Origin of the sequence: Saccharopolyspora sp. NFXS83 (assembly GCF_026241095.1) — a bacterium.
GTDB lineage: Bacteria > Actinomycetota > Actinomycetes > Mycobacteriales > Pseudonocardiaceae > Saccharopolyspora_C.
Window position 1 is genome coordinate 48,560 of sequence record NZ_JAPFGB010000032.1, and the last position, 21,769, is coordinate 70,328.

The 21,769-nt window shown below is 70.9% G+C and carries 17 protein-coding genes; 6 read left to right on the top strand and 11 right to left on the bottom strand.

The window, feature by feature from the left end; translation table 11 throughout:
- Positions 1-2: 2 nt before the first annotated feature.
- Entirely contained in the window at positions 3-311 is a 309-nt protein-coding gene (locus OOZ19_RS26035; protein ID WP_266092794.1) for an antibiotic biosynthesis monooxygenase family protein, read from the top strand.
- 83 nt (positions 312-394) lie between these two features.
- The gene (locus tag OOZ19_RS26040; RefSeq protein WP_266092810.1) at positions 395-1,219 is read left to right on the top strand and encodes an SIR2 family NAD-dependent protein deacylase; all 825 of its coding nucleotides are present in this window, start codon (positions 395-397) and stop codon (positions 1,217-1,219) included.
- A gap of 171 nt (positions 1,220-1,390) precedes the next feature.
- On the opposite strand, the gene OOZ19_RS26045 is transcribed toward OOZ19_RS26040, so the two are convergent.
- A complete protein-coding gene (locus OOZ19_RS26045; protein ID WP_266092795.1) occupies positions 1,391-2,377 on the bottom strand; it encodes an endonuclease/exonuclease/phosphatase family protein in 987 nt (328 codons plus the stop codon).
- A gap of 106 nt (positions 2,378-2,483) precedes the next feature.
- On the opposite strand from OOZ19_RS26045, the gene OOZ19_RS26050 reads away from it, so the two are divergent.
- Positions 2,484-3,437: an ATP-binding cassette domain-containing protein gene (locus OOZ19_RS26050; RefSeq protein WP_266092796.1), complete on the top strand. Its 954-nt coding sequence runs from the start codon at positions 2,484-2,486 to the stop codon at positions 3,435-3,437.
- Positions 3,434-4,261 carry an ABC transporter permease gene (locus tag OOZ19_RS26055; RefSeq protein ID WP_266092797.1) on the top strand — a complete coding sequence of 276 codons (828 nt, stop codon included), beginning with the start codon at positions 3,434-3,436 and terminating at the stop codon, positions 4,259-4,261. The genes OOZ19_RS26050 and OOZ19_RS26055 overlap by 4 nt, the downstream gene beginning before the upstream one ends.
- A 166-nt stretch (positions 4,262-4,427) precedes the next feature.
- On the opposite strand, the gene OOZ19_RS26060 is transcribed toward OOZ19_RS26055, so the two are convergent.
- A complete protein-coding gene (locus OOZ19_RS26060) occupies positions 4,428-7,595 on the bottom strand; it encodes an ATP-binding protein (protein ID WP_266092798.1) in 3,168 nt (1,055 codons plus the stop codon).
- Positions 7,596-8,115: 520 nt separating this feature from the next.
- Between OOZ19_RS26060 and OOZ19_RS26065 the strand changes: the two genes are divergently transcribed.
- Together OOZ19_RS26065 and OOZ19_RS26070 are read left to right on the top strand one after the other, a co-directional pair.
- Positions 8,116-8,844: a DedA family protein gene (locus OOZ19_RS26065; protein ID WP_266092799.1), complete on the top strand. Its 729-nt coding sequence runs from the start codon at positions 8,116-8,118 to the stop codon at positions 8,842-8,844.
- Between the two features lie 506 nt (positions 8,845-9,350).
- Positions 9,351-10,211, top strand: coding sequence for an SDR family NAD(P)-dependent oxidoreductase (locus tag OOZ19_RS26070; protein WP_266092800.1), 861 nt, complete (start codon positions 9,351-9,353; stop codon positions 10,209-10,211).
- Between the two features lie 111 nt (positions 10,212-10,322).
- Here the strand turns inward: OOZ19_RS26070 and OOZ19_RS26075 are convergent, their stop codons facing one another.
- From OOZ19_RS26075 to OOZ19_RS26115, 9 genes are all read right to left on the bottom strand, one after another.
- A complete protein-coding gene (locus OOZ19_RS26075; protein WP_266092801.1) occupies positions 10,323-12,884 on the bottom strand; it encodes an ATP-dependent Clp protease ATP-binding subunit in 2,562 nt (853 codons plus the stop codon).
- Between the two features lie 287 nt (positions 12,885-13,171).
- A complete protein-coding gene (locus OOZ19_RS26080) occupies positions 13,172-14,032 on the bottom strand; it encodes an ABC transporter ATP-binding protein (RefSeq protein ID WP_266092802.1) in 861 nt (286 codons plus the stop codon).
- The gene (locus OOZ19_RS26085; protein ID WP_266092803.1) at positions 14,029-15,117 is read right to left on the bottom strand and encodes a FecCD family ABC transporter permease; all 1,089 of its coding nucleotides are present in this window, start codon (positions 15,115-15,117) and stop codon (positions 14,029-14,031) included. Before OOZ19_RS26085 ends, OOZ19_RS26080 begins: the two co-directional genes overlap by 4 nt.
- Positions 15,114-16,190, bottom strand: coding sequence for a FecCD family ABC transporter permease (locus OOZ19_RS26090; RefSeq protein ID WP_266092804.1), 1,077 nt, complete (start codon positions 16,188-16,190; stop codon positions 15,114-15,116). Before OOZ19_RS26090 ends, OOZ19_RS26085 begins: the two co-directional genes overlap by 4 nt.
- Positions 16,191-17,072: 882 nt before the next feature.
- A complete protein-coding gene (locus OOZ19_RS26095) occupies positions 17,073-17,426 on the bottom strand; it encodes a histone-like nucleoid-structuring protein Lsr2 (protein ID WP_184483511.1) in 354 nt (117 codons plus the stop codon).
- Positions 17,427-18,205: 779 nt separating this feature from the next.
- Positions 18,206-18,997, bottom strand: coding sequence for a type III pantothenate kinase (locus OOZ19_RS26100; RefSeq protein ID WP_184483513.1), 792 nt, complete (start codon positions 18,995-18,997; stop codon positions 18,206-18,208).
- Between the two features lie 35 nt (positions 18,998-19,032).
- The gene (gene panD, locus OOZ19_RS26105) at positions 19,033-19,509 is read right to left on the bottom strand and encodes an aspartate 1-decarboxylase (RefSeq protein ID WP_266092805.1); all 477 of its coding nucleotides are present in this window, start codon (positions 19,507-19,509) and stop codon (positions 19,033-19,035) included.
- An 89-nt stretch (positions 19,510-19,598) separates the two neighbouring features.
- Positions 19,599-20,498, bottom strand: coding sequence for a pantoate--beta-alanine ligase (gene panC, locus OOZ19_RS26110; RefSeq protein ID WP_266092806.1), 900 nt, complete (start codon positions 20,496-20,498; stop codon positions 19,599-19,601).
- Entirely contained in the window at positions 20,495-21,382 is an 888-nt protein-coding gene (locus OOZ19_RS26115; RefSeq protein ID WP_266092807.1) for a Rossmann-like and DUF2520 domain-containing protein, read from the bottom strand. Before OOZ19_RS26115 ends, panC begins: the two co-directional genes overlap by 4 nt.
- Positions 21,383-21,769: the final 387 nt, after the last annotated feature.

A 21,769-nucleotide genomic window follows, 5' to 3' on the forward strand; every position in this document is an offset into this window, starting at 1 on the left:
ACATGGCTGTTGTGAAGATCAATGCGATCGAGGTCCCCGAGGGCTCCGGCCCCGAGCTGGAGAAGCGGTTCGCCGGTCGGCACGGCTCGGTCGAGGATTCCCCCGGTTTCCTCGGTTTCGAGCTGCTGCGTCCCGTCCAGGGCGACAACAGGTACTTCGTCTACACGAAGTGGGAGTCCGAGGAGGACTTCCAGAACTGGGCGCAGGGCCCGGCGAAGGCCGCGCACACCGGCGAGCACAAGAACACGGTCGCCACCGGCTCGAACCTGCTGGAGTTCGAGGTCGTGCAGGAGAAGCACAAGGACGCGTGACGCGTCCGGACCAGGTGAGCACCGCGCCGGCCGAGCAGGCGGGCGCGGCGCCCGCCGGGACGAACGATGAGGAGCACCGGACGGTGAGTTCGGAATCCGCCGCCGCCGCGAAGTTGATCTTCGAGGCGGAGGCGCTGCTGGTGTGCGCCGGAGCCGGGCTGGGCGTCGACTCCGGCCTGCCCGACTTCCGCGGCGACACCGGCTTCTGGCGGGCCTACCCGCCGTACGAGCGGCTCGGGCTGAGCTTCGCGGAGGTCGCCGACCCGGTGCACTTCGCGGAGGACCCCGAGCTGGCCTGGGGGTTCTACGGGCACCGGCTCGGGCTGTACCGGGAGACGGTGCCGCACGAGGGCTTCGAGGTCCTGCGGCGCTGGGCGGAGCGGATGCCGCGCGGGGCGCGGGTGTTCACCTCGAACGTCGACGGCCAGTTCCAGGTGGCGGGTTTCGCGCCGGAGCACGTCGCCGAGTGCCACGGCAGCATCCACCACCTGCAGTGCCTGGAGCCGTGCACCGACGACGTGTGGCCGGCCGACGACGTCTCGGTGCGCGTCGACGCGGCGACGATGCGCGCGCGGTCGCCGCTGCCCGGCTGCCGGAACTGCGGCGGGACGGCGCGGCCGAACATCCTGATGTTCGGCGACCGGGGCTGGGTGCCCGGCCACGCGCAGCCCCGGCTGGACGAGCTGCAGGCGTGGCGGCGGTCGCTGCGGGCGGCCCGGCTAGTGGTGGTGGAGCTCGGCGCGGGGACGGCGGTGCCGACGGTGCGCAGGCACGCGGAACTGGCCTCGGCCGCCTCCGGTGCTCTGATCCGCATCAACCCCCGGGAGCCGGAGGTCCGCCACGGCCGCGGCGTCTCGATCCCGGAAGGCTCGCTGACCGCGCTGCGCGCCATCGACGCGCTCCTCTGAGCGCGGGTTCACCTGCCGGACGATCGCCACGGGCGAACCCGGTCACCGCTCCCGCTGCGCAACGGGCTCGCCCCCTGCCCCGTCGAGCTCAGGATCCGCGTGATCAGCGGCGATTTCGCGAGAATTCGATTCGCCCCGGGGACGAGCGATCGGGAACCCGATCACGCGAGCTCAGTTCGGGATCACGACGTGGGCTCGGATCGCGCGGTGATCGCTACCGGGCACGTCGAGCACCGCGTAGTCCTGCGTCACCAGACCTTCGCTGGTCAGCACGTGATCGATGGTGGCGCGCGGCATCCACCCGGTGCCCCAGGTCGGGGTGAGGCCGCCGCCGGTGACCTCGGCGGCGTCGGCGTACCCGCCGCCCAGCAGCGCGCGCAGCGGCGAGTGGTCCAGCGTCGCGTTGAAATCCCCCGCCAGCACCCGCGCCGCGCCGCCCGGCCGCGGCAACGCGGTGAGCTCGCGCAACCAGCCGTCGGCGGTGTCCGCACCCATCGGGTAGATCGGGTGCACCGCGACGAACTCCACGTCGCGCGGCCCCGGCAGGTCGATCAGCGCGGACGGCTGGGCCAGCGACGTCGGCGGCACCAGCGCGAGCTCCCGCAGCGGATACCGCGAAGCGATCCCCGTGCCGTCCGCCTGCGGACCGCTGTGCAGCACCCGGTGCGGCAGCAGCTCCGCGAGGCCCGCCCGGTCCAGCTCGGCGACGGCATCCGGAGTGAGCTCCTGGAGGCTCAGCACGTCGATCCTGCCGTCGCGCACCAGGTCCACGACGCGATCCGCTTGCGCCCGCCCGAAAAACAAGTTGACCGACAGCACCCGCAGCGGTGAACCTTGCACCGGCGTCGGCGAATCCGGGATCGCCCTGGGGAGCACCAGGATCGCCAGCACCACCGTCAGCAGGCCGACGACGAGCGTGGTCAACCACCGCCGCAGGGCCAGGCCCAGCACCGTCAGCACCGACCCGACCGGCACGGCGTACTGCAAGGTCGCGACCAGCGCGATCGTGTAGCGGTTCGCCGTGTCGAAACCCAGCAGCGCGGGCGCGGCCCAGCACGCCGTACCGAGCACGGCCAGCAGGAACAGCGCGGTCACGAAGCCGCTCTTGCGCCTGCGGGGCGTGGATTCGATCTCGGGTTCGGCCACTGCCGTGTCCATCCAGCACCCCCGGTGTCGTGCGGCTCACGCGGGCCGTCAGCGCGCTGTGCGCGGCCTGCCAGCGATACCCCCGATGGTGGGGAGCATAGCGAATCAAGGAGGCGGCATGTCCTACGCGATCCAGGCGGAAGGCCTGGTGAAACGCTTCGGCGCGACGACCGCGCTGGACGGGATCGACCTGGCCGCGCCCACCGGCTCCGTCCTCGGGGTGCTCGGGCCGAACGGGGCGGGCAAGACGACCGCGGTGCGCATCCTGGCCACGCTGCTGCGGCCCGACGAGGGGCGCGCCACGATCGCCGGTCGCGACCTGCACCGCGAAGCGGTGGCGGTGCGCGGCAGGATCGGGCTCACCGGGCAGTACGCGTCGGTGGACGAGGAGCTCACCGGGGTGGAGAACCTGGTGCTCATCGGCAGGCTGCTGGAGCTGTCCCGGCGGGACGCGCGGGCGCGCGCGGTGGAACTGCTGGAGCGGTTCGGCCTCACCGACGCCGGCGGCCGGGCCGTCAAGACGTACTCCGGCGGCATGCGCAGGCGGCTGGACCTGGCCGCGAGCCTCGTCGGGAGGCCGGAGGTGCTGTACCTGGACGAGCCCACGACCGGCCTCGACCCGCGCAGCCGCAACCAGGTGTGGGACATGGTCACCGCGCTCACCGGTGAAGGCGTGACGGTGCTGCTGACCACGCAGTACCTGGAGGAGGCCGACCAGCTCGCGGACCGGATCAGCGTCATCGACCACGGCCGCGTCGTCGCCGAAGGCCGCGCCGACGAGCTCAAGCGCCGCACCGGCAAGCAGACCCTGCAGGTGCGCCCCAGCGGTGCCGAGGACGTGCCCGAGGTGCGGCGCATCGTCGCCGAGCTCACCGGGACGCAGCCCGCCACCCACGACGAGGGCGGCCTGATCACCGCGCCGGTGGACGACCCGGTGCTGCTGTCGACCCTGGTGCGCAGGCTCGACGACGCGGGGATCACCGCCGACGAGCTCGCCCTGCGACTGCCCAGCCTCGACGAGGCGTTCCTCGCGCTGACCGGGAAATCCGCCGAAGAGGAGGCCGCGGCATGACCAGCACCCTCGAACGTTCCACCGACTCGACGCCGGTGTCCCCGCCGCCGCGGGAGCGCATCGGACCGCTGCGCACCGTGCGGCACGGCCTGACGCTGGCCGGGCGCAGCGTGCTCAAGATCCGCAAGTCGCCGGAGGGGCTGCTCGACGTCACGCTGCAGCCGATCCTGTTCCTGGTGATGTTCGTGTACCTGTTCGGCGGCGCGATCGCCCAGGACACCGGCGCCTACCTGCAGCAGACGCTGCCGGGCGTGATGGCCATGAACATGATCTTCGGCAGCCTCGGCACCGGGATGCAGCTCAACACCGACATCAACAAGGGCGTGTTCGACCGCTTCCGCAGCCTGCCGATCGCCCGGTCCGCCCCGCTGATCGGTGCCGTGTTCGGCGACATCGTGCGCTACGTCGTGTCCGTCGCGGTGCTGCTGGGCGTGGCGACGCTGATGGGCTTCCGCATCGAGACCGGGCCGCTGCAGGCGCTCGCCGCGTTCCTGGTCGCGCTGGCCTTCGCGCTGTCGATGTGCTGGATCACGGTGTTCCTCGGGATGCTGATCCGCAGCCAGCAGGCGCTGCCCGGCGTGGCGATGGCGTTCATGTTCCCGCTGACGATGGGCAGCAACGTGTTCGTGCCGACCGAGACGATGCCCGGCTGGTTGCAGGCGTGGGTGCAGATCAACCCGGTCACGCAGCTCGCGGACACCGCCCGCGGCCTGATGCTCGGCGGGCCGGTCGCCGGGCCGCTGACGGCGACGGTGATCTGGATGGTGGCGCTGACGGCGGTCTTCTTCCCCCTGGCGATGTGGGCCTACCGCCGCCGCGTCTGACTCCGCGCTGGGAACGTTCTCGCTCTGCCCGGGGGTGAGGTGGTGGAACCTCAGCGGGATCCTCGCTGCGAGCATCCCGCTGAGAACCCGCGGCGGTGCCGGTTGCTCCGGTGGTCGCCGCTCAGCGGCTGCGCCGCCGACGGGACGAAGATCGACCGGGCTGGCGTCAGGCGGTGCTGAGCGTCGCGCGGAGGTCTGCGACGGCGGCTTCGCGGTCCAGGGCCGCTCCGGAGTCGAACGCCGCCGCGTGCTCGCCGGTCGTTCGCCGCAGGGCGGCTCGGACTCGGCGGACGTCGGGGTCGCCCTCGTCGAGGACGCCGCGCAGCACGGCGGCGAGGCCGAGGCAACGGGCCGCGCCTCGCGGATCGCCTGCATCCAGGCGCCAGCGGGCCGCGCATTCCGCGACGGCCGCGGCGGCGGGCATGTCGCGCGTGCCGAAGCCGCCTACCAACGCCTTGGCCAGCAGCGCCGGGACCTCCCCCGGCCGCTCCTGGTCGAGCAGCAGCCGGGCGCGGTGCAGCAGCAGCACGTGGCGCAACGCCGACAGCTCGTGCTCGTCCACCCGCACCCGATCCGCCTCGTCCAGGTGCCGCTCGGCCTCGTCGAGCCTGCCGGACAACCGCGCCTGCTCGGCCAGGCCGCCCAGCGCCCACACCGCGAACCACGGCCGCGTCCGGTTCGCGATCGAGCGGGCCTGCTCCAGGTCGGCCCGGCCCTGTTCGAGTTCTCCCGCGCGGATCCGCTCCATCCCGATGCGCAGCATGATCGGCGCCAGGTCCGCTTGGGAACGCAGCTGCCGGATCGCGTCCACCGACTCCTCCAGCACCTCGACCGCGCCCGCGTGGTCACCGCGCAGCGAGCGGAACCCGGCGAGGCTGTTGACGGTCTGCGCCCTGCCCCACCGGTCGCCGAGCTCCCGGAACGCCTCGGCGGCCGTGCGCATGTGCTCCTCGGCGGCGCGGGGGTCACCGCTGTGCTCCGCGCTGAACGCCCGCCCGAACATCGCCGAAGCCCGCGCCCACGGGTCCGGGTGCGCCTCGGCGCGCTCGATCACGCGGCGCACCTCGTCGAACTCGCCGACGATGAGCCACGCCCCCGCCTCCAGCAGGCCCGCGTGCCGGTAGCGCGCCATGGCGTCGGTCTCGCGAGCCGCTCGGGCGGCGGCGCGGACCCGGTCCGTCCAGCCCTCACCGGTGTCCGCCACCATCCTGCCGAGCCCCACGACAGCCCTGGCCTGCGGCGACGCTTCACCGGGCAGTGCGGCGACGGCCGCGAGCCGAGCGGCGGCGTCGTCGTCGAGCGCGGACATCGACCAGTACCAGGCCAGCGCCGCGCCGAGCCGGAGCCCGCTGTCGGCGTCGCCCGATTCGACCGCCCAGTGCAGCGCGGCCAGCAGGTTGTCGTGGTCGGCGTCGAGCCGATCCATCCAGTCGATCTGGTCCCGCCCGTAGAGCCGCGGCTCGGCTTCTTCGGCCAGCGCCAAGAAGTGCGCCAGGTGCGCGGCCCGCACCCGCTCCGGCTCGACCTCGGCCGCGCAGCGCTGCCAGCAGTAGGCCCGCACCGTCTCCAGCATCCGGTAGCGCGTGCCCTGCTCCGATTCGACGACGGCCACCAGTGATTTCTCCACCAGCGACGAGAGCACGTAGAACACGTCCGCGGCGGGCAGCTCCCCGTCACCGCAGACCGCGGAGATCGACTCGGCGCGGACCGCGCCGGTGAACACCGCCAGCCGCCCGGCGAGCAGCCTTTCCTGCCCGGTCAGCAGATCCCAGCTCCACTCCACGACGGCCCGCAGTGTGCGGTGCCGCGGCATCGAGCTCCGGTTGCCGCCGGTGAGCAGCCGGAACCGGTCGTCGAGGCGCTCGGCGATCTGCGGCAGGCTCATCGATCGCAACCTGGCGGCGGCGAGCTCGATGGCCAGCGGGATGCCGTCCAGCCCGCGGCACACCTCGACCACGTCGGCCGCGGTGCGGTCGGTGAGCGCGAAACCGGGGCGGGCGGAGCTCGCCCGGTCGAGGAACAACCGGACGGCGGCGGATTCGGCGGGGTCGGCGCCGTCGCCGGGCAGGGCCAGCGGGCCGACCGGGAGCAGCTCCTCGCCGGTGAGCGCGAGCGGTTCCCGGCTCGTGGCCAGGACGCGCAGCTCGGGGCACCTGCCGAGCAGTTCGTGCACGAAGCCGGCGGCGTCGTCGATCAGGTGCTCGCAGTTGTCCAGGACGAGCACGGCCGGTTCGGCCGCCAGCACGTCGGCGAGGCGCGCCGCTCCGGGGGTGTGCTGCGCCTCCAGCAGCCGGGTCTCGCGGATGCCGAGCGCGGCCAGCGCCGCGGAGGCGAGGTCGCTGCCGTCGCGCACCGGGGCGAGTTCGACGAACCACACCCGGCGGTCGGTGATGGCGGCGGCGCTCTCGGTCGCGAGGCGGGTCTTGCCGGCGCCGCCGGGGCCGAACAGGGTCACCAGGCGGGAGCGGCCGAGGGCCGCGTCGACCTGCGCGATCTCGTCCTCGCGGCCGACGAAACTGCTCAGCCGCGCGGGCAGACCGGTGTGCTGGGGCGCGGGTTCGGCGCGGTCGGCCGGTCCCGTCGCGCGGGCGGAGCCGGGGTGCGGGCCGCCGCGCAGCAGGGTCGCGTGCAGCTCGCTCAGCTCGGCGGCCGGATCGACGCCGAGCCGGTCGGCCAGTTCCGACCGGTGCGCCTCGTACGCCGCGAGGGCGTCGGAGCGGCGGCCCGCGGCGTGCAGGGCGCGCATCCGCAGCGCGGTGAGCCGTTCGCGCAGCGGGTGGCGGGCGCAGAGGCCGTCCAGTTCGGCGATCAGCTCGTCGTGCCCGCCGAGCCGCAGGTCGGCGTCGATGCGCTCTTCCAGCGCGGCCAGCCGCGTCTCGTCGAGCCGCGCGACGTGCGGGGCCGCGAACGGGGAGTCGGTGAAGTCGACCAGCGCGGCGCCGCGCCAGAGCGCGAGCGCTTCGCGCAGCGTCGTGCCCGCAGCCGCGAGGTCACCGGCGCGCAGCCGCGCGCGGCCCAATGCCACCAACCTGTCGAAGCGGTGCACGTCGATCTCGTCGCGGTCGAGCGGCAGGGAGTAACCCGCGGTCCCGGAGCGGGATTGCGCGACGTCGGCGATCCGCCGCGCCCGGGACACCAGGGACTGCAAGGCGTTGAGCGCGCCGGCGGGCTGCTGCGCGCCCCACAGGTCGGCGATCAGGGTCTCGGTGGGCACGGCGTGCCCGGCGTCCAACGCCAGCCTGGCCAGCAGGGTGCGCACGCGCGGGCCGCCGACCTCGACCGGTCGGCCGTCGGCCGCACGCAGCCGGAACGGCCCCAGCATCGCCACTCGCACCTGCCCAGCTTCGCAGAGTCCACCGCCGGAACAGGTGCGCGCCTGAGCCCGGCAGGCCCGGATCTGTCCTCACCTTGTGGACAACTCCCGTCCCGGACTCGATGTCCACGTCCCCACTCGCCGACATCGCATCGTTACCCCTGGCCACGCCGCCAAAGGTGCCGATCAACAGGCGTTCGCCCACCTGAGGACAACCCGTTCCCAAGAACCGCGTCGAGGGCCTTCGGCCGGGAAAGCAGGGATGATCCCTCCAGTTGTCCACAGGTTTCATCCACAGGAAGCCGACTTGTCCACAGCGCATGGGCACGCGATGAGGATCACACGGCGCGACACCGGCGCGGCCTGGAATCATGGAACAACCGGACATACCGCACGGTGGCGCTCGGCGGCCGACGCCGAGCGCACCACGGGTCCGTGACCTGGCCGTTCGGCTCAGCCGCCCGATGTGCGGCCGGGCGGTGGCGCCTCCTGGTGAGGTGCCCGCTTTGCCGAGACCCCTCGACGATCGTTCGGAGCCTCGATGAACTCGACCGCACTGGCCGCTGCCGCCGCCGAGCCGACCGGGTTCACCGGTTGGGTCGTCAGCGTGATGGAGACCCTCGGCGGTCCGGGCGCCGGATTGATCATCGCGTTGGAGAACGTGTTCCCGCCGATCCCCAGCGAGCTGATCCTGCCGCTGGCCGGATTCACCGCCAGCCAGGGCGACATGAACATCGTCTCGGCGGTGCTGTGGACGACGATCGGCTCGATCGTCGGCGCGCTGGTGCTCTACTGGCTGGGTGCGTCCCTCGGCCGGGAGCGGATGCACCGGATCGCGGCGAAGCTGCCGCTGGTCAAGGTCGCCGACGTGGATCGCACCGAGGCCTGGTTCGCCAAGCACGGCGTGAAGGCCGTGTTCCTCGGCCGGATGATCCCGCTGTTCCGCAGCTTCATCTCACTGCCAGCTGGCGTGGAGAAGATGCCGCTGCCGACCTTCGTCCTGTTCACCGGCCTGGGCAGCCTGATCTGGAACACGCTGTTCGTGGTGGCCGGCTATCTCCTCGGCGAGAACTGGTACCTCGTCGAGCAGTACGCGGGCGTCGTGTCCAAGGTCGTGCTGGGCGCTGTCGTGGTGGCGATCGGCTACTTCATCATCACCCGCATCCGGCGCAACCGCCGCGAGCAGGACTTGGCCGACGACATCACCGAAGAGTTCCCCCGCATCGACCCCGCCGAGGCGGCGACCCGACAGATTCCCCGCGTTCGCTGACCTACGGGGTCGCCGCCGGACGCTGATCGTCGGGGACGCCGGAGAGGTCCAGCAGCGTCGCCCGCTCGGCCCGGTGGCGAGCGATGAGCACCGACATCGTCAGCACCGCCGACGCCGAGCACCGCACCCTCGATGAAGCGCGGTGAACGGGCGCCCGCGCGTGCTCACTGCGCGTCGCCGTCCCCGGCGTCGGCGTCATGAAACACCAGCTCGGCGCCGAGACGAAGAGTAATCGTCGGGGCGGATCGACCCTCGCATTCTCGCGCCCAATGTGCGGTAGCGCGTCTACCCAATTAATACCCAATGCAAATGGTCGCGTTCGATCGGTGACAACCGCGTAATCACCCCAAGTGTTCAGCAGCAACGGACCGATGAAGCTGTGACCAGGTCTTTATTTGGCCAAAGCTAGCAATATCGGAACTTTTCGGGATAGTTTCGTGGCCGTCGCTCACCGCAATCGCGCGGCAATTAAATACCGATCGGGCTAATCCGAAATGAGTAATAGCATGGGGTACGACTGGTCAGGAAGAACGTTCGTGATCACCGGTGGAACCAGGGGCATCGGAGCCGCCACCGCGAGAATGGCCGCCCGCTCGGGGGCCAACGTGGTCATCACAGGTACCGACGCCGCCGCAGGCGCACAGGTCGCCGAAGAGATCAACTCGGCTGGCGGTGCGACGACGTTCATCCGCTGCGACGTCCGCGACGGCGAACAGGTGCGGTACCTGATGACGAGGGCCGCGGAGCTGTACGGGGGCATCGACGTACTGCACAACAACGCGGGCATCACCGACGTGTCGTTGTCCGCCGAAGCCTCCCTGCAGGACATGAGCGAGCAGACCTGGGACAACGTCATCGCGATCAACTTGAGGGCGCCGTGGTTGTGCTCGAAGCACGCGTTGCCGTATCTGAAGGCCAGTTCCCGGCACCCCACGATCATCAACACCGGCTCCGCGGCATCAGTCGCCGCATACCCGAACTGCCTCGCCTACGGGGCGAGCAAGGGCGGCTTGACGATGCTGACGAAGAACCTCGCCCTCGACCTTGCCGAGTACGGCATCCGGGTCAACGCGATCTCGCCCTCCACCACCGAGACCGAGATGGTGGCCCGTTACATGGCCTCCGCCGAAGACGAGCAGGCCCGACGCAGCGAGATCGTCGGGAGCACGCTCGTCTCCCGCTTGGCCACGACGGACGAGATCGCGAACCTGGTGTGCTTCTTGGCCAGCGACCAGGCCCTGTTCGTGGACGGTGTCGACTGGCTCATCGACGGCGGCACCTACGCCTGGCGGGGACACAAGCCGCCGCAGCTGTCGGAGCAGCGCAGCACGCCCGCCGCCCAGGAAGAGGTTCGCACCCGGGGCTGACCTTTAGGCGGACCAGTCGACCGATCTCTCCGGGCTGAACACAACCAGGCCCGAACACGCGCGGCCCCCGCACCGGAGTGCGGGGGCCGCGGTCGGATCAACGATCCGGGGTCACTCGTCGGAGTTGTTGTCCTGCGAGGACGACTCGTCCGAGGAACCGCCCGAGGACGCCAGGTCCACCGGCGGCGAGTCCGGCACGGTCGACGGACGCGGCTCACCGCGGAAGGTGAACACCGCCTCGTCGTCCTTGCCCTCGCCGTCCCAGTTGTCGACGTCCACGATGACGATCTGGCCGGCTTCGATCTCGCCGAACAGGATCTTCTCGGACAACCGGTCCTCGATGTCGCGCTGGATGGTGCGGCGCAGCGGCCGGGCACCCAGCACCGGGTCGAAGCCGCGCTTGGCGAGCAGCCTCTTCGCCTTCGTCGTCATCTCCAGGGACATGTCCTTGCCCCGCAGCGCCTTCTCCACACGACCACCGAGCAGGTCGACCATCTGGATGATCTCGTTCTCGGTGAGCTGGTGGAAGACGATGACGTCGTCGATCCGGTTCAGGAACTCCGGACGGAAGTGCTTCTTCATCTCCTCGTTGACCTTGGACTTCATCCGCTCGTAGTTCGACTCGGACGAATTACCGGCGGAGAAGCCGAGGCCCACGGCCTTCGAGATGTCCTGCGTCCCGAGGTTCGAGGTGAAGATCAGCACCGTGTTCTTGAAGTCCACCGTGCGGCCCTGACCGTCGGTCAGGCGGCCGTCTTCCAACACCTGCAGCAGCGTGTTGTAGATCTCCTGGTGGGCCTTCTCGATCTCGTCGAACAGGACCACCGAGAACGGCTTGCGGCGGACCTTCTCGGTGAGCTGACCGCCCTCTTCGTAGCCGACGTAGCCCGGAGGGGCACCGAACAGCCGCGACGCCGTGTAGCGGTCGTGGAACTCGCCCATGTCGATCTGCACGAGCGCGTCGTCGTCGCCGAACAGGAACTCCGCCAGCGCCTTCGACAGCTCCGTCTTACCCACACCGGACGGACCGGCGAAGATGAACGAGCCCGACGGGCGCTTCGGGTCCTTCAGCCCGGCGCGCGTGCGGCGGATCGCCTGGGACACGGCCTTGACCGCGTCGTCCTGGCCGATGATCCGCTTGTGCAGCTCGTCCTCCATGCGGAGCAGACGGGTCGTCTCCTCCTCGGTGAGCTTGAAGACGGGGATGCCGGTCCAGTTCGCCAGCACCTCGGCGATCTGCTCGTCGTCGACCTCCGCGACGACGTCCAGGTCACCGGCCTTCCACTGGGTCTCGCGCTCCTCCTTCTGCCCGAGGAGCGTCTTCTCCTCGTCGCGGAGGCGCGCGGCGCGCTCGAAGTCCTGGCCGTCGATGGCCGACTCCTTGTCCCGGCGCACGTCGGCGATCTTCTCGTCGAACTCGCGCAGGTCCGGCGGAGCGGTCATCCGGCGGATGCGCATCCGGGCGCCGGCCTCGTCGATCAGGTCGATCGCCTTGTCCGGCAGGTAGCGGTCGTTGATGTACCGGTCCGCCAGCGTCGAGGCCGCGACCAGCGCGCCGTCGGTGATGGACACCCGGTGGTGCGCCTCGTACCGGTCGCGCAGGCCCTTGAGGATCTCGATGGTGTGTTCCAGCGAGGGCTCGCCGACCTGGATCGGCTGGAAGCGGCGCTCCAGCGCCGGGTCCTTCTCGACGTACTTGCGGTACTCCTCGAGCGTGGTGGCACCGATGGTCTGCAGCTCACCGCGGGCCAGCATCGGCTTGAGGATGCTCGCGGCGTCTATGGCGCCTTCTGCCGCTCCCGCTCCGACGAGGGTGTGGATCTCGTCGATGAACAGGATGATGTCGCCGCGGGTCTTGATCTCCTTGAGCACCTTCTTCAGGCGCTCCTCGAAATCACCGCGGTAGCGGGAACCGGCGACCAGCGAACCCAGGTCCAGCGTGTAGAGCTGCTTGTCCTTCAGCGTCTCGGGCACCTCGCCCTTGACGACCTTCTGCGCCAAGCCCTCGACGACGGCCGTCTTGCCGACGCCCGCCTCGCCGATGAGCACCGGGTTGTTCTTGGTGCGCCGCGAGAGCACCTGCATGATGCGCTCGATCTCCTTGTCCCGGCCGATGACCGGGTCGAGCTTCGACTCGCGCGCGCTCTGCGTCAGGTTCCGGCCGAACTGGTCCAGCACCAGCGACGACGACGGAGTGCCCTCACCACGACCGCCGGCTTCAGCGGGCTCCTTGCCCTGGTAGCCGGAGAGCAGCTGCAGCACCTGCTGGCGCACCCGGTTCAGGTCCGCGCCGAGCTTGACGAGCACCTGCGCGGCGACGCCCTCGCCCTCGCGGATCAGCCCGAGCAGGATGTGCTCGGTGCCGATGTAGTTGTGGCCGAGCTGCAACGCCTCCCGCAGCGACAGCTCCAGCACCTTCTTGGCCCGTGGGGTGAACGGGATGTGACCGCTCGGGGCCTGCTGGCCTTGGCCGATGATCTCCTCGACCTGCTGCCGCACGCCTTCCAGCGCGATCCCCAGCGACTCCAGCGCCTTAGCGGCGACACCCTCACCCTCGTGGATCAAGCCCAGGAGGATGTGCTCGGTGCCGATGTAGTTGTGGTTGAGCATCCGGGCCTCTTCTTGGGCCAGGACGACCACCCGCCTCGCGCGGTCGGTGAACCTCTCGAACATTCGCACTCCCTGACTGCTGCGCCGGCGGTGTTGTACCGGGACACGGCTCCTGCTCGCCGATGCCCGCGATGGGTTCAGCACTCTGGGGTCCACTGTAGTAGCCGCACCCCGGCGGAGTCCGGACCCGCTGGTAGCCCGCTGCACCCGTTCGCCGTCTTGCTTACCGTCCAACGAGCTGCTGGCCTGCGACATTCCATCCGGACCCGATCGCGGGCCGATGTCCGCTCAGCGCGAACAAGGCCCGTTCCCGCAGGGCCAGCACACCCGTTCGGGTGTCCCCGGCCGATCTAATCTCGCACGCTGGACTTCGCTCTGCCACCGATAGGTACCACCATCGGAGTACCGGCCACTGGATCGGAGATCACCCGAGCGTTCAATCCGAAAACGTCGGCGAGCAATTCCTCGGTGAGCACGTCGCCCGGCGCGCCCTCCGCGACGATGGCGCCGTCGCGCATCGCCACCAGCCGGTCCGCGTAGCGGGCCGCCAGGTTCAGGTCGTGCAGCACCATCACCACGGTCCGGCCGCTGTCGTCGTGCAGCCTGCCGATCAGGTCCAGCACCTCCACCTGGTGCGCCAGGTCCAGGTACGTCGTCGGCTCGTCCAGCAGCAGCAGGTCCGTGCCCTGCGCCAACGCCATCGACAACCAGGCTCGCTGGCGCTGGCCGCCGGAGAGCTCGTCGACGGCGCGCTCGGCGAGATCGCCGATGCCGGTCAGCTCCAGCGCCTCCGCCACCGCCCGCTCGTCGTCCGAGGACCACTGCCGGTACCAGGACTGGTGCGGATGCCTGCCGCGCGCGACCAGGTCCGCGACGGTGAGGCCCTCCGGTGCCTGCGGCGACTGCGGCAGCAGGCCCAGCACGCGGGCGACCTCCTTCGTGGGCATCTTGTGGATCCGCTCGCCGTCCAGCAGCACCTGCCCGCCCTTCGGCGGCAGCAGCCGCGCCAGCGCGCGCAGCACCGTGGACTTGCCGCAGCCGTTCGGGCCGATGACGGCGGTGATGGTGCCGTCGAGCACGTCGATGTCCAGGCCGTCGACGACGACCCGATCGCCGTAGGCGAGCCGCAGCTCCCGTCCCTGGAGCCGCCGCCGCGAGGAGGCGGACTCGGCGCCCACCACTTGGCTGGGTGTGGACACGGGTGAGGTCATGCGCGGTCCTCCCGGTACCGACGGATGAGCAGGTAGATCAGGTAGGGCGCGCCCAAGATCGCGGTGACGATCCCCACCGGCATCTCGGCCGCCCCGAACGCCGTCCGGGACAGCAGGTCGGCCGCCACCACCAGCGCGCCGCCGAACACCAGCGACGCGACCAGCGGTGGCCGCGAGGACCGGGACAGCCGCAGCGCGATCTGCGGTGCCGCGAGCGCCACGAACTGCACCGGGCCCGCCGCCGCCGTCGCGATCGAGGCCAGCACCACGGCCGCCAGCAGCAGCACGCCGCGCGCCAGGTTCACCCGCACGCCGAGGCCGCGCACCGTGTCGTCGTCGAACTGCAGCGCGCCCAGCGAGTGCGCTCCCACCAAGGTCAGCGGCAGCAGCACCGCCAGCGCGATCGCCGTCGGCACCACGTGGTCCCAGCCGCGGGCGTTGAGGCTGCCCGTCAGCCACACCATGGCCCGCCCGGCGTCGTTGACGTCGCCGACCGTGAGCAGCCAGTAGATGGCGTTGCCCGCCAGCGCGGTGATGCCCACGCCGACCAGCACGATCCGGTACGAGTCGACGCCGCCCCGGTACGCCAGCCCGTAGATGGCGAACCCGGCGAGCAGGCCGCCGACGAGCGCGACCACCGGCAGGCCCACCGCTTCCGCCAGGCCGCCCAGCGCGCCCGCGGTGCCGCCGAACACGATCACCAGCACCGCCGCCGCGCCCGCGCCCGAGGTGATGCCGAGCATGTCGGGGCTGGCCAGCGGGTTGCGCGCCACGGCCTGCGTGATCGCGCCCGCCAAGCCCAGCGCCGCGCCCACCAGCACCGCCGTCAGCGCCCGCGGCATCCGCAGGCCGAACACGACGTACTGGTCGGCGTAGTCACCGCCGCCGAACAGGGTGACCAGCACCTGGCCCGGGCTCAGCTGGTACTCGCCGAGGCCGATGTCGAGCAGCACGCCGCCCAGCAGCACCACCAGCCCGCCGAGCAGCACCAGCAGCGGGCGCATCCGGAAGACCCCGGAGACGCGGCCGAGCCGCAGCGGCGACCGGCCGGGCACTCGTTCAGGGGCGTCGAGGACCTGTGTCACAGCCGCACCAGCTTCCTGCGCCGCACCAACGCGATGAAGAACGGGGCGCCGACCACCGCCAGCATCACCCCGACCTGGACCTCCGCGGGCCGCGCGACCATCCGTCCCACGACGTCGGCCAGCAGCACCAGCGACGACCCCAGCAGCGCCGAGAACGGCAGCAGCCAGCGGTGGTCGGCGCCGGTGAAGTACCGCGCGATGTGCGGCACCACCAGCCCGACGAAGCTGATCGGCCCGCACACCGCGGCGGACGCGCCCACCAGCACCGCGATCGCCAGCACGCCGAGCCGCCGGGTCCACTGGACGCGGTGGCCGAGCCCGCGGGCGACGTCCTCGCCCAGCGCCAGCGCGTTGAGGCCGGAGGCGTTGGCCAGTCCCAGCACCAGTCCGGCCACGATGAACGGCAGCACCTGCCAGATCACGCCGGGATCGGTGACGGCGATCGAGCCGACCTTCCAGAACCGGTAGGTGTCCAGGCTCTCCTGGTCGCTGAGCACCAGCGCCGAGGTCAAGGCCTGCAGCAGGGCGCTGATCGCCATGCCCGCCAGCGCCAGCGTCACCGGGGTCGCGCCCGCGCCGCCCATCGAGCCGATCGCGAACACCGCCAGCGCCCCCAGCAGCGCACCGGCGAAGCCGAACCAGATGTAGCCGTAGAGGCTGCTGATGCCGAACGAGTACACGGCCAGCACCACGGCCAGCGCCGCGCCCTGGGTGATGCCGAGGATGCCGGGGTCGGCGATCGGATTGCGGGTGTGGCCCTGCATCAGGGCGCCCGCGAGCCCCAGCGCGGCGCCGACCAGCACGCCGACGACGGTGCGCGGTAACCGCAGGTCCCAGACGATCAGCGAGTTCTCCGAGCCGGCGGGGGCGACCAGCGCGCTCCACACGTCGCCGAGCGGGATGGACTTCGCCCCGATCGCGGTGCTGAGCAGGCAACTGGCGACGAGCACGCCGAACAGCACTGCCAGGCCCAGCAGCCTCCGTCTGCGGCGAGCTCCCAGCCGGGACGCCGGTTCCGGCGCGGCCTCGCGCTCGGTGCCGGGCGGGCTCCCGACGGTTCCGCTGCGGCTCAAGGTCCCACTCCCCGCTCGTCCGGTCCGCCACTGGCCTCGAAGTTAGGTTAGGCCGCCCTAAGGCTAACCGACGGCCCCTGCGGGACGGACCGGTTCGCGGGAGGCGATGAGCGTTCCGCTCATCACTCCGGTGCGCCCCAGGGCGACCGAGAACGCGTTTCCAGTCGATCAGCATCGATTCCGAAACGGATCAACCGAGGGATTTCCCTAGCTCGTACCGCTGATCGCCAGTAGCGCGACGGCAATCTTGCGGCGCACCTGGTCTCGCGAAGGATGAAATCCCGGCGGTAAGTGCCGAACGGAACGGAGGCTCATGAAACGCGCTCACGTAACACCCGCCGCAGCGATTTCACCGCAACGGTGGGCGGGATACCCCGGGCGGTGGGCGGGTGTTCGCGGAAAACGTCGACGCCCCGCCGTCGGAAGTCCGGCCCCGGAACCGCGCGAAAAACGACCCCCGGCGCAGAACGCGCGCGGAACATCATCCCCGGCCGCGGCAAACGTCCCGAGCGGCAAAACCGACCGGGGCGACAAACGGGGCCCGGCACGAACACCGAAGGTGACAATCCGATCTGCGAACGATGGCCGCGCACGGCGCGGCCATCAGCATTCCTGGTGCGCGCGAACATCCGCCCCTGTGCGGCTGGAAGGAAGATTCGGGATGCGGCATCCGGCGCAGCGGATCTGATCGCGCGAAGGCGGCCGGCGATGACAGGGATCCGGATGTCCGCGTTCGGTGACCACGCGTAGATCGACGACTCCGCAACGCAGTGCGCGCGCCGATGCCACGAAGTGTTCCGGGCCGGAGATCCGCGAACGACCCCGAACAAGACGCAGGGGGCACCGGGAATCCCGGCACCCCCTGATCGCGTCAGTGCGGCTTCAGTTCGCCTTGTGGTACTGGTCCACGATGTCCGCGGGGATCCGGCCCCGGTCCGAGACCTTCAGGCCGCGCTTGCGGGCCCATTCCCGGATGGCCTGGTTCTGCTCCCGATCCGCGCTCGTGGAGCCGCCCGCGGCGCGACCGGCCGCGGCGGGACGCGGGCCGGGCTTCTTGCGGCCTCCCGCGCGACGAGCGCTGGAGACGTAGCCCGACAGCGCGTCGCGCAGCTCGCTCGCATTGTCGTTGGAAAGGTCGATCTGGTACGAGACGCCGTCCAACGCGAACTCGACCGTTTCATCAGCCTGACCGCCGTCGAGATCGTCGACAAGCGTGACCGTAACCTTCTGCGCCATGATGGCAGTCCTCCCCGGAGTTTCCGCAATAAACGCCGATGACGGCGTGACTCTGCCGAGACCGCTCTGCCGAGAGCTTCCCGGGTCCGGCCCCTCCGTCCCGGGCCACACCGACTGCCCTTACTGCACTCCCCGGCGGAGCCGCCCAATCCGAGCGCGCCCACCGGGCACTCCGGTCGACCTTGCAGTGAGCCCTTCGGCCTTCTGCCGGGTTCGTCGGCCGGTGCTCGAGACGGCAGTGTTCGAGCCGTCCCACGACCGACCTGATGGAGTTCGACAGAGTTAGACAGTGCCCAACAATAGCCGTCATCGAAGCCTTCACCGAACATTGTCACGGTCAGGTTAGCGCAGCCACTCCACAAACGCACTCACCCCGCCGAGGAAAAACCTAGGAGTCTCCCCGGATCGGGTCATTCCGGACGTCCGGCTGAAGCGGATCGAGCACCGCGTTAGGCACTCCGGCGCACTACATCTGCGGTGCCGCCCGGACATTCCCGCACTCCGGGTCCACAACATTCCGCACTCATCGGCAAGCAGAAAGTGCGGACTCACCGCCCGGGACCTCGGTCGCCGCTGACTCTTCGACCGCCGCATCCCGCTCTCCCGGCAAGCCGACAAGAAGTATCGACCGCGGCGCGGACGACTAGTCGTGAGCGCTTAACGACATCCGGCATCGGGATTCCGCTTTCCCACCGCCACCCGGCCGAGCGGGAACGACGCAACGCGAAAAAGAACCGGACGGGCGGTTCTCCGGCGAGCCGGCTCTCCCAGAAGGGAGGTCAGCGGAAGTTGCGGTCGTAGACCAACCGCAGCCCGAGCAACGTCAGATCGGGCACGTGATGGGTGATCGTCTGGGATTCGGCGACCACCAGCGGCGCCAGACCGCCCGTGGCCAGCACCACCGCCGTGCCGCCGTGCGTCGATTCCAGTTCGGCGACGATTCGCCGCACCAAGCCGTCCACCTGGCCCGCGAAGCCGTAGAGGATCCCCGATTGCAGGCATTCCACGGTGTTCTTGCCGATGACCGAACGGGGCCGGGTGAGCTCCACTTTGCGCAACTGGGCGGCCCTGGAGGCCAGCGCGTCCAGCGAGATCTCCACTCCCGGCGCGAACGCCCCGCCGAGGAACTCGCCTTTGGCCGAGATGACGTCGACGTTCGTGGAGGTGCCGAAATCGACCACCACGCAGTTCGTCGCGTGCAGGTGGTGCGCCGCCAACGTGTTGATGACCCGATCCGCGCCGACCTCCTTCGGGTTGTCGACCAGCAGCGGAACACCGGTGCGCACCCCCGGCTCCACCACGACGCGCGGAACGCCGTCCCAATAGCGCCCGAGCATGACCCGCAGTTCGCGCAACAAGGACGGCACGGTGGACAGCGCGGAGATGCCGGTGATCCGTTCGGCGTGCTCGCCGAGCAGCCCGCGCACCGTCAACGCCATCTCGTCGGCCGTCATCCGCGGCTCGGTCCGCATCCGCCAATCCCGGACCAGGCCGCCCCCGGAGTCCTGGGACTCGGTGTCGTACAGGCCGAGGGTGATGTTCGTGTTGCCGACGTCCAGCGCGAGCAGCACCGGCTACCTCCCCGTTTCGGAGCGCACGGGCCCGGTCAGGCCTCGGGCGCGGCCAGCAGCGCGTCCAGCTTGGCGGCGTCGTCGGTCTCGGCCCCCTGCTGAGCCGTGGCGGCTCCGCTGGACAAACCGGACCCCTCGGGCGCGGTGGCCGGATCGACCCCGCGTTCCAGCACGGTGTTGTCGGCGTCCACGAAGATCACCTTCGGCTGGAAGGAACGCGCCTCCAGCTCGTCCATCACGCCGTAGGCGATGAGGATCACCAGGTCGCCCGGCCGCACCAGGTGCGCCGCGGCCCCGTTGATGCCGATCACCCCGGACCCGCGCTCACCGGTGATCGCGTAGGTCTCCAACCGGGCGCCGTTGGTGACGTCGACGATGGTGACCTGCTCGCCCTCCAGCAGGTCGGCCGCGTCCATCAGCTCGGCATCGATCGTCACCGACCCGACGTAGTGCAGGTCGGCCTGGGTGACCGTCGCCCGGTGGATCTTGGACTTGAGCATGGTGCGGAACATCGCGGACTACCTCCCCCACCGCCCGGAGCGGTCGGAATTCGAAGCCTGTACCTGTGGTTCGGGCGCGCACCGATCGCGGCGCCGCGCGTTCACTCCGGCGCCGGGCCCAGCTGCACGAGCGCGTTGTCGATGAGCCGGGTGTCGCCGACCTTCGCCGCCACCAGCAGCCGCGCCTCGCCGGACTCCGGCACCGGGCCGAGCTCGACGTCCCGCAGCTCCAGGTAGTCGACCCGCACCAGCGGCTCGGAGTCCAGCACCGCGCGCGACGCCGCCAGCACCGCGTCCGGGCCCGCCGAGCCCGCGTGCACCCCGGCGGCCATCGCCGCGGACAACCCCAGCGCCGCCTGCCGCTGCTCATCGGAGAGGTAGGCGTTGCGCGAGGACAGCGCCAGCCCGTCGGCCTGGCGCACGATCGGCACGCCCTGGATGCGGCTGTCGAAGTTCAAGTCCCGCGCCATCCGGCGGATCAGCACCAGCTGCTGGTAGTCCTTCTCCCCGAACAGCGCCAAATCGGGGCGCACGATGCCGATCAGCTTCGCGACGACGGTGAGCATCCCGTCGAAGTGCCCCGGCCTGCTCGCGCCCTCCAGCTGCTCCCCCAGATCACCGGCGGTGAGGCCGACCTGGCGGTCCGGGGCGTACATGTCCGCCGGTTCGGGCGCGAGCACCAGCTCCACGCCCTCCTGGCGGCACAGCTCCAAGTCGGCCTCGAACGAACGCGGATAGCGGTCGAGGTCCTCGCCGGGGCCGAACTGCAGCGGGTTCACGAAGATCGACACGACGGTCACCGCGGCGGGCACCTTGCGGGACGCGCGGATCAGCTCCAAGTGCCCTTCGTGCAGGGCGCCCATCGTCGGCACCAAGGTGATCGGGCGGCCCGTGGCGCGCAGCGCGCGCGTCACCTTCGCCAGCTCCGCCGGGCGGCGGTGCACCGTGAGCTCCCGCGCGGTGTAGCCCGGGCCCGCGCCCACGTTCTCGGCTGTGCTCATCGCTGCTCCTCGTCGAGCGCCTCGTGTACTTCGGTGGCCGTTCGGGCATCGAGCAGACCGGCCTTCTCGGCGCGGTCCGCGGTCCGCTTCGCCATCGCCACGTACCCGGCCACCATCTCCGGCGCCGTCGCGCGCAGCGAACCCAGGTGCGCGCGGATCGTGGAGAGGTCGCCGCGCGACACCGGGCCGGTCAGACCCCGGTCGCCGAACCGCAGCGCGTTGTCCAAGGACGCGGACAGCACCGGGGCCAGCACCCGGTCCGGGATCTCGATCCCCGCCTGCCGCAACAGGTCCGCGGCTTCGTCGACCAAGGTGATCAAGTGGTTCGCGCCGTGCGAGAGGGCCGCGTGGTACAGCCGCCGGGACCGCTCCAGGACGCGGACCGGTTCGCCGCCGAGCTCCAGCGCGAGCACCTCGCCGACGTTCCAAGCCGCCTCGTCCTCCGGTGCCGTCACCGCCACGCACGCGGTCGCGAGCCGCTCCACGTCCTCGGCCCGGCCGGTGAAGGTCATCGCCGGGTGCAGCGCCAGCGTCAGCACTCCCAGCTCAGCGGCGGGTTCCAGCACGGCCGCGCCGTGCGCGCCGCAGGTGTGGACCAGGATCTGCCCGGAGCGCAGCGAGTTCGTCGCGACCAGGCCGCGCACCAAACCGGGCAGCACGTCGTCGGGGACCGCGAGAACGATCAGATCGGCCGCGTCGGCGACCTCGTCGGGCGGGCGCACCGGCACACCCGGCAGCAGCTCCTCCGCGCGGCGCAGCGACGCGTCCGACACCGCGGACACCGCCACGACCTCATGACCGGCGCGCGTCAGCGCCGCCCCGAGCACCGCACCGACCCGGCCCGCGGACACCACTCCGACCCGCAGCCGAGGTCCAGCAGACATCGCCACGTCGTCCTCCCAACCGTTCCAGTCCCGCATTCGGGTACCGGACAGCAGCGCGAGACTAGCCCGCCGTTCGACTTGAGACCCGGGCTGGGTGGCGAGAACCACCTGGGGTCGTTTCTCTGCGGTGGTCGGGTGGGGGAACCTCAGCCGGTCTCCCGCTGCGGGACCTTTTCCCCAGTGGCTCCGCCACGAGGGAAAAACCGTCCTCGCGAGACCGGCTGAGAACCGGTGGGCGGTCGGCTTCTCGACGTGGGCTATGCGCTTCGCGCATCAAGGCACGGCTCTCGGCCGCAAGGCGAGCGTGGCTCCGCCCGCCCTTTTCCGGGTTGCGCCGGGGGCCGGCGCTGGTCACTGCCTCGGTGGTTGGGGTGGGGGGTTGTGGCG

Excerpts from the sequence above, each read along its gene's own strand:
- OOZ19_RS26075 (WP_266092801.1), bottom strand. The coding sequence starts at position 12,884 with ATGTTCGAGAGGTTCACCGACCGCGCGAGGCGGGTGGTCGTCCTGGCC.
- OOZ19_RS26050 (WP_266092796.1), top strand. The coding sequence starts at position 2,484 with ATGTCCTACGCGATCCAGGCGGAAGGCCTGGTGAAACGCTTCGGCGCG.
- panC (WP_266092806.1), bottom strand. The coding sequence starts at position 20,498 with ATGAGCACAGCCGAGAACGTGGGCGCGGGCCCGGGCTACACCGCGCGG.
- OOZ19_RS26045 (WP_266092795.1), bottom strand. The coding sequence starts at position 2,377 with ATGGACACGGCAGTGGCCGAACCCGAGATCGAATCCACGCCCCGCAGG.
- OOZ19_RS26070 (WP_266092800.1), top strand. The coding sequence starts at position 9,351 with ATGGGGTACGACTGGTCAGGAAGAACGTTCGTGATCACCGGTGGAACC.
- OOZ19_RS26080 (WP_266092802.1), bottom strand. The coding sequence starts at position 14,032 with ATGACCTCACCCGTGTCCACACCCAGCCAAGTGGTGGGCGCCGAGTCC.
- OOZ19_RS26095 (WP_184483511.1), bottom strand. The coding sequence starts at position 17,426 with ATGGCGCAGAAGGTTACGGTCACGCTTGTCGACGATCTCGACGGCGGT.
- OOZ19_RS26055 (WP_266092797.1), top strand. The coding sequence starts at position 3,434 with ATGACCAGCACCCTCGAACGTTCCACCGACTCGACGCCGGTGTCCCCG.
- OOZ19_RS26035 (WP_266092794.1), top strand. The coding sequence starts at position 3 with ATGGCTGTTGTGAAGATCAATGCGATCGAGGTCCCCGAGGGCTCCGGC.
- OOZ19_RS26065 (WP_266092799.1), top strand. The coding sequence starts at position 8,116 with ATGAACTCGACCGCACTGGCCGCTGCCGCCGCCGAGCCGACCGGGTTC.
- panD (WP_266092805.1), bottom strand. The coding sequence starts at position 19,509 with ATGTTCCGCACCATGCTCAAGTCCAAGATCCACCGGGCGACGGTCACC.
- OOZ19_RS26115 (WP_266092807.1), bottom strand. The coding sequence starts at position 21,382 with ATGTCTGCTGGACCTCGGCTGCGGGTCGGAGTGGTGTCCGCGGGCCGG.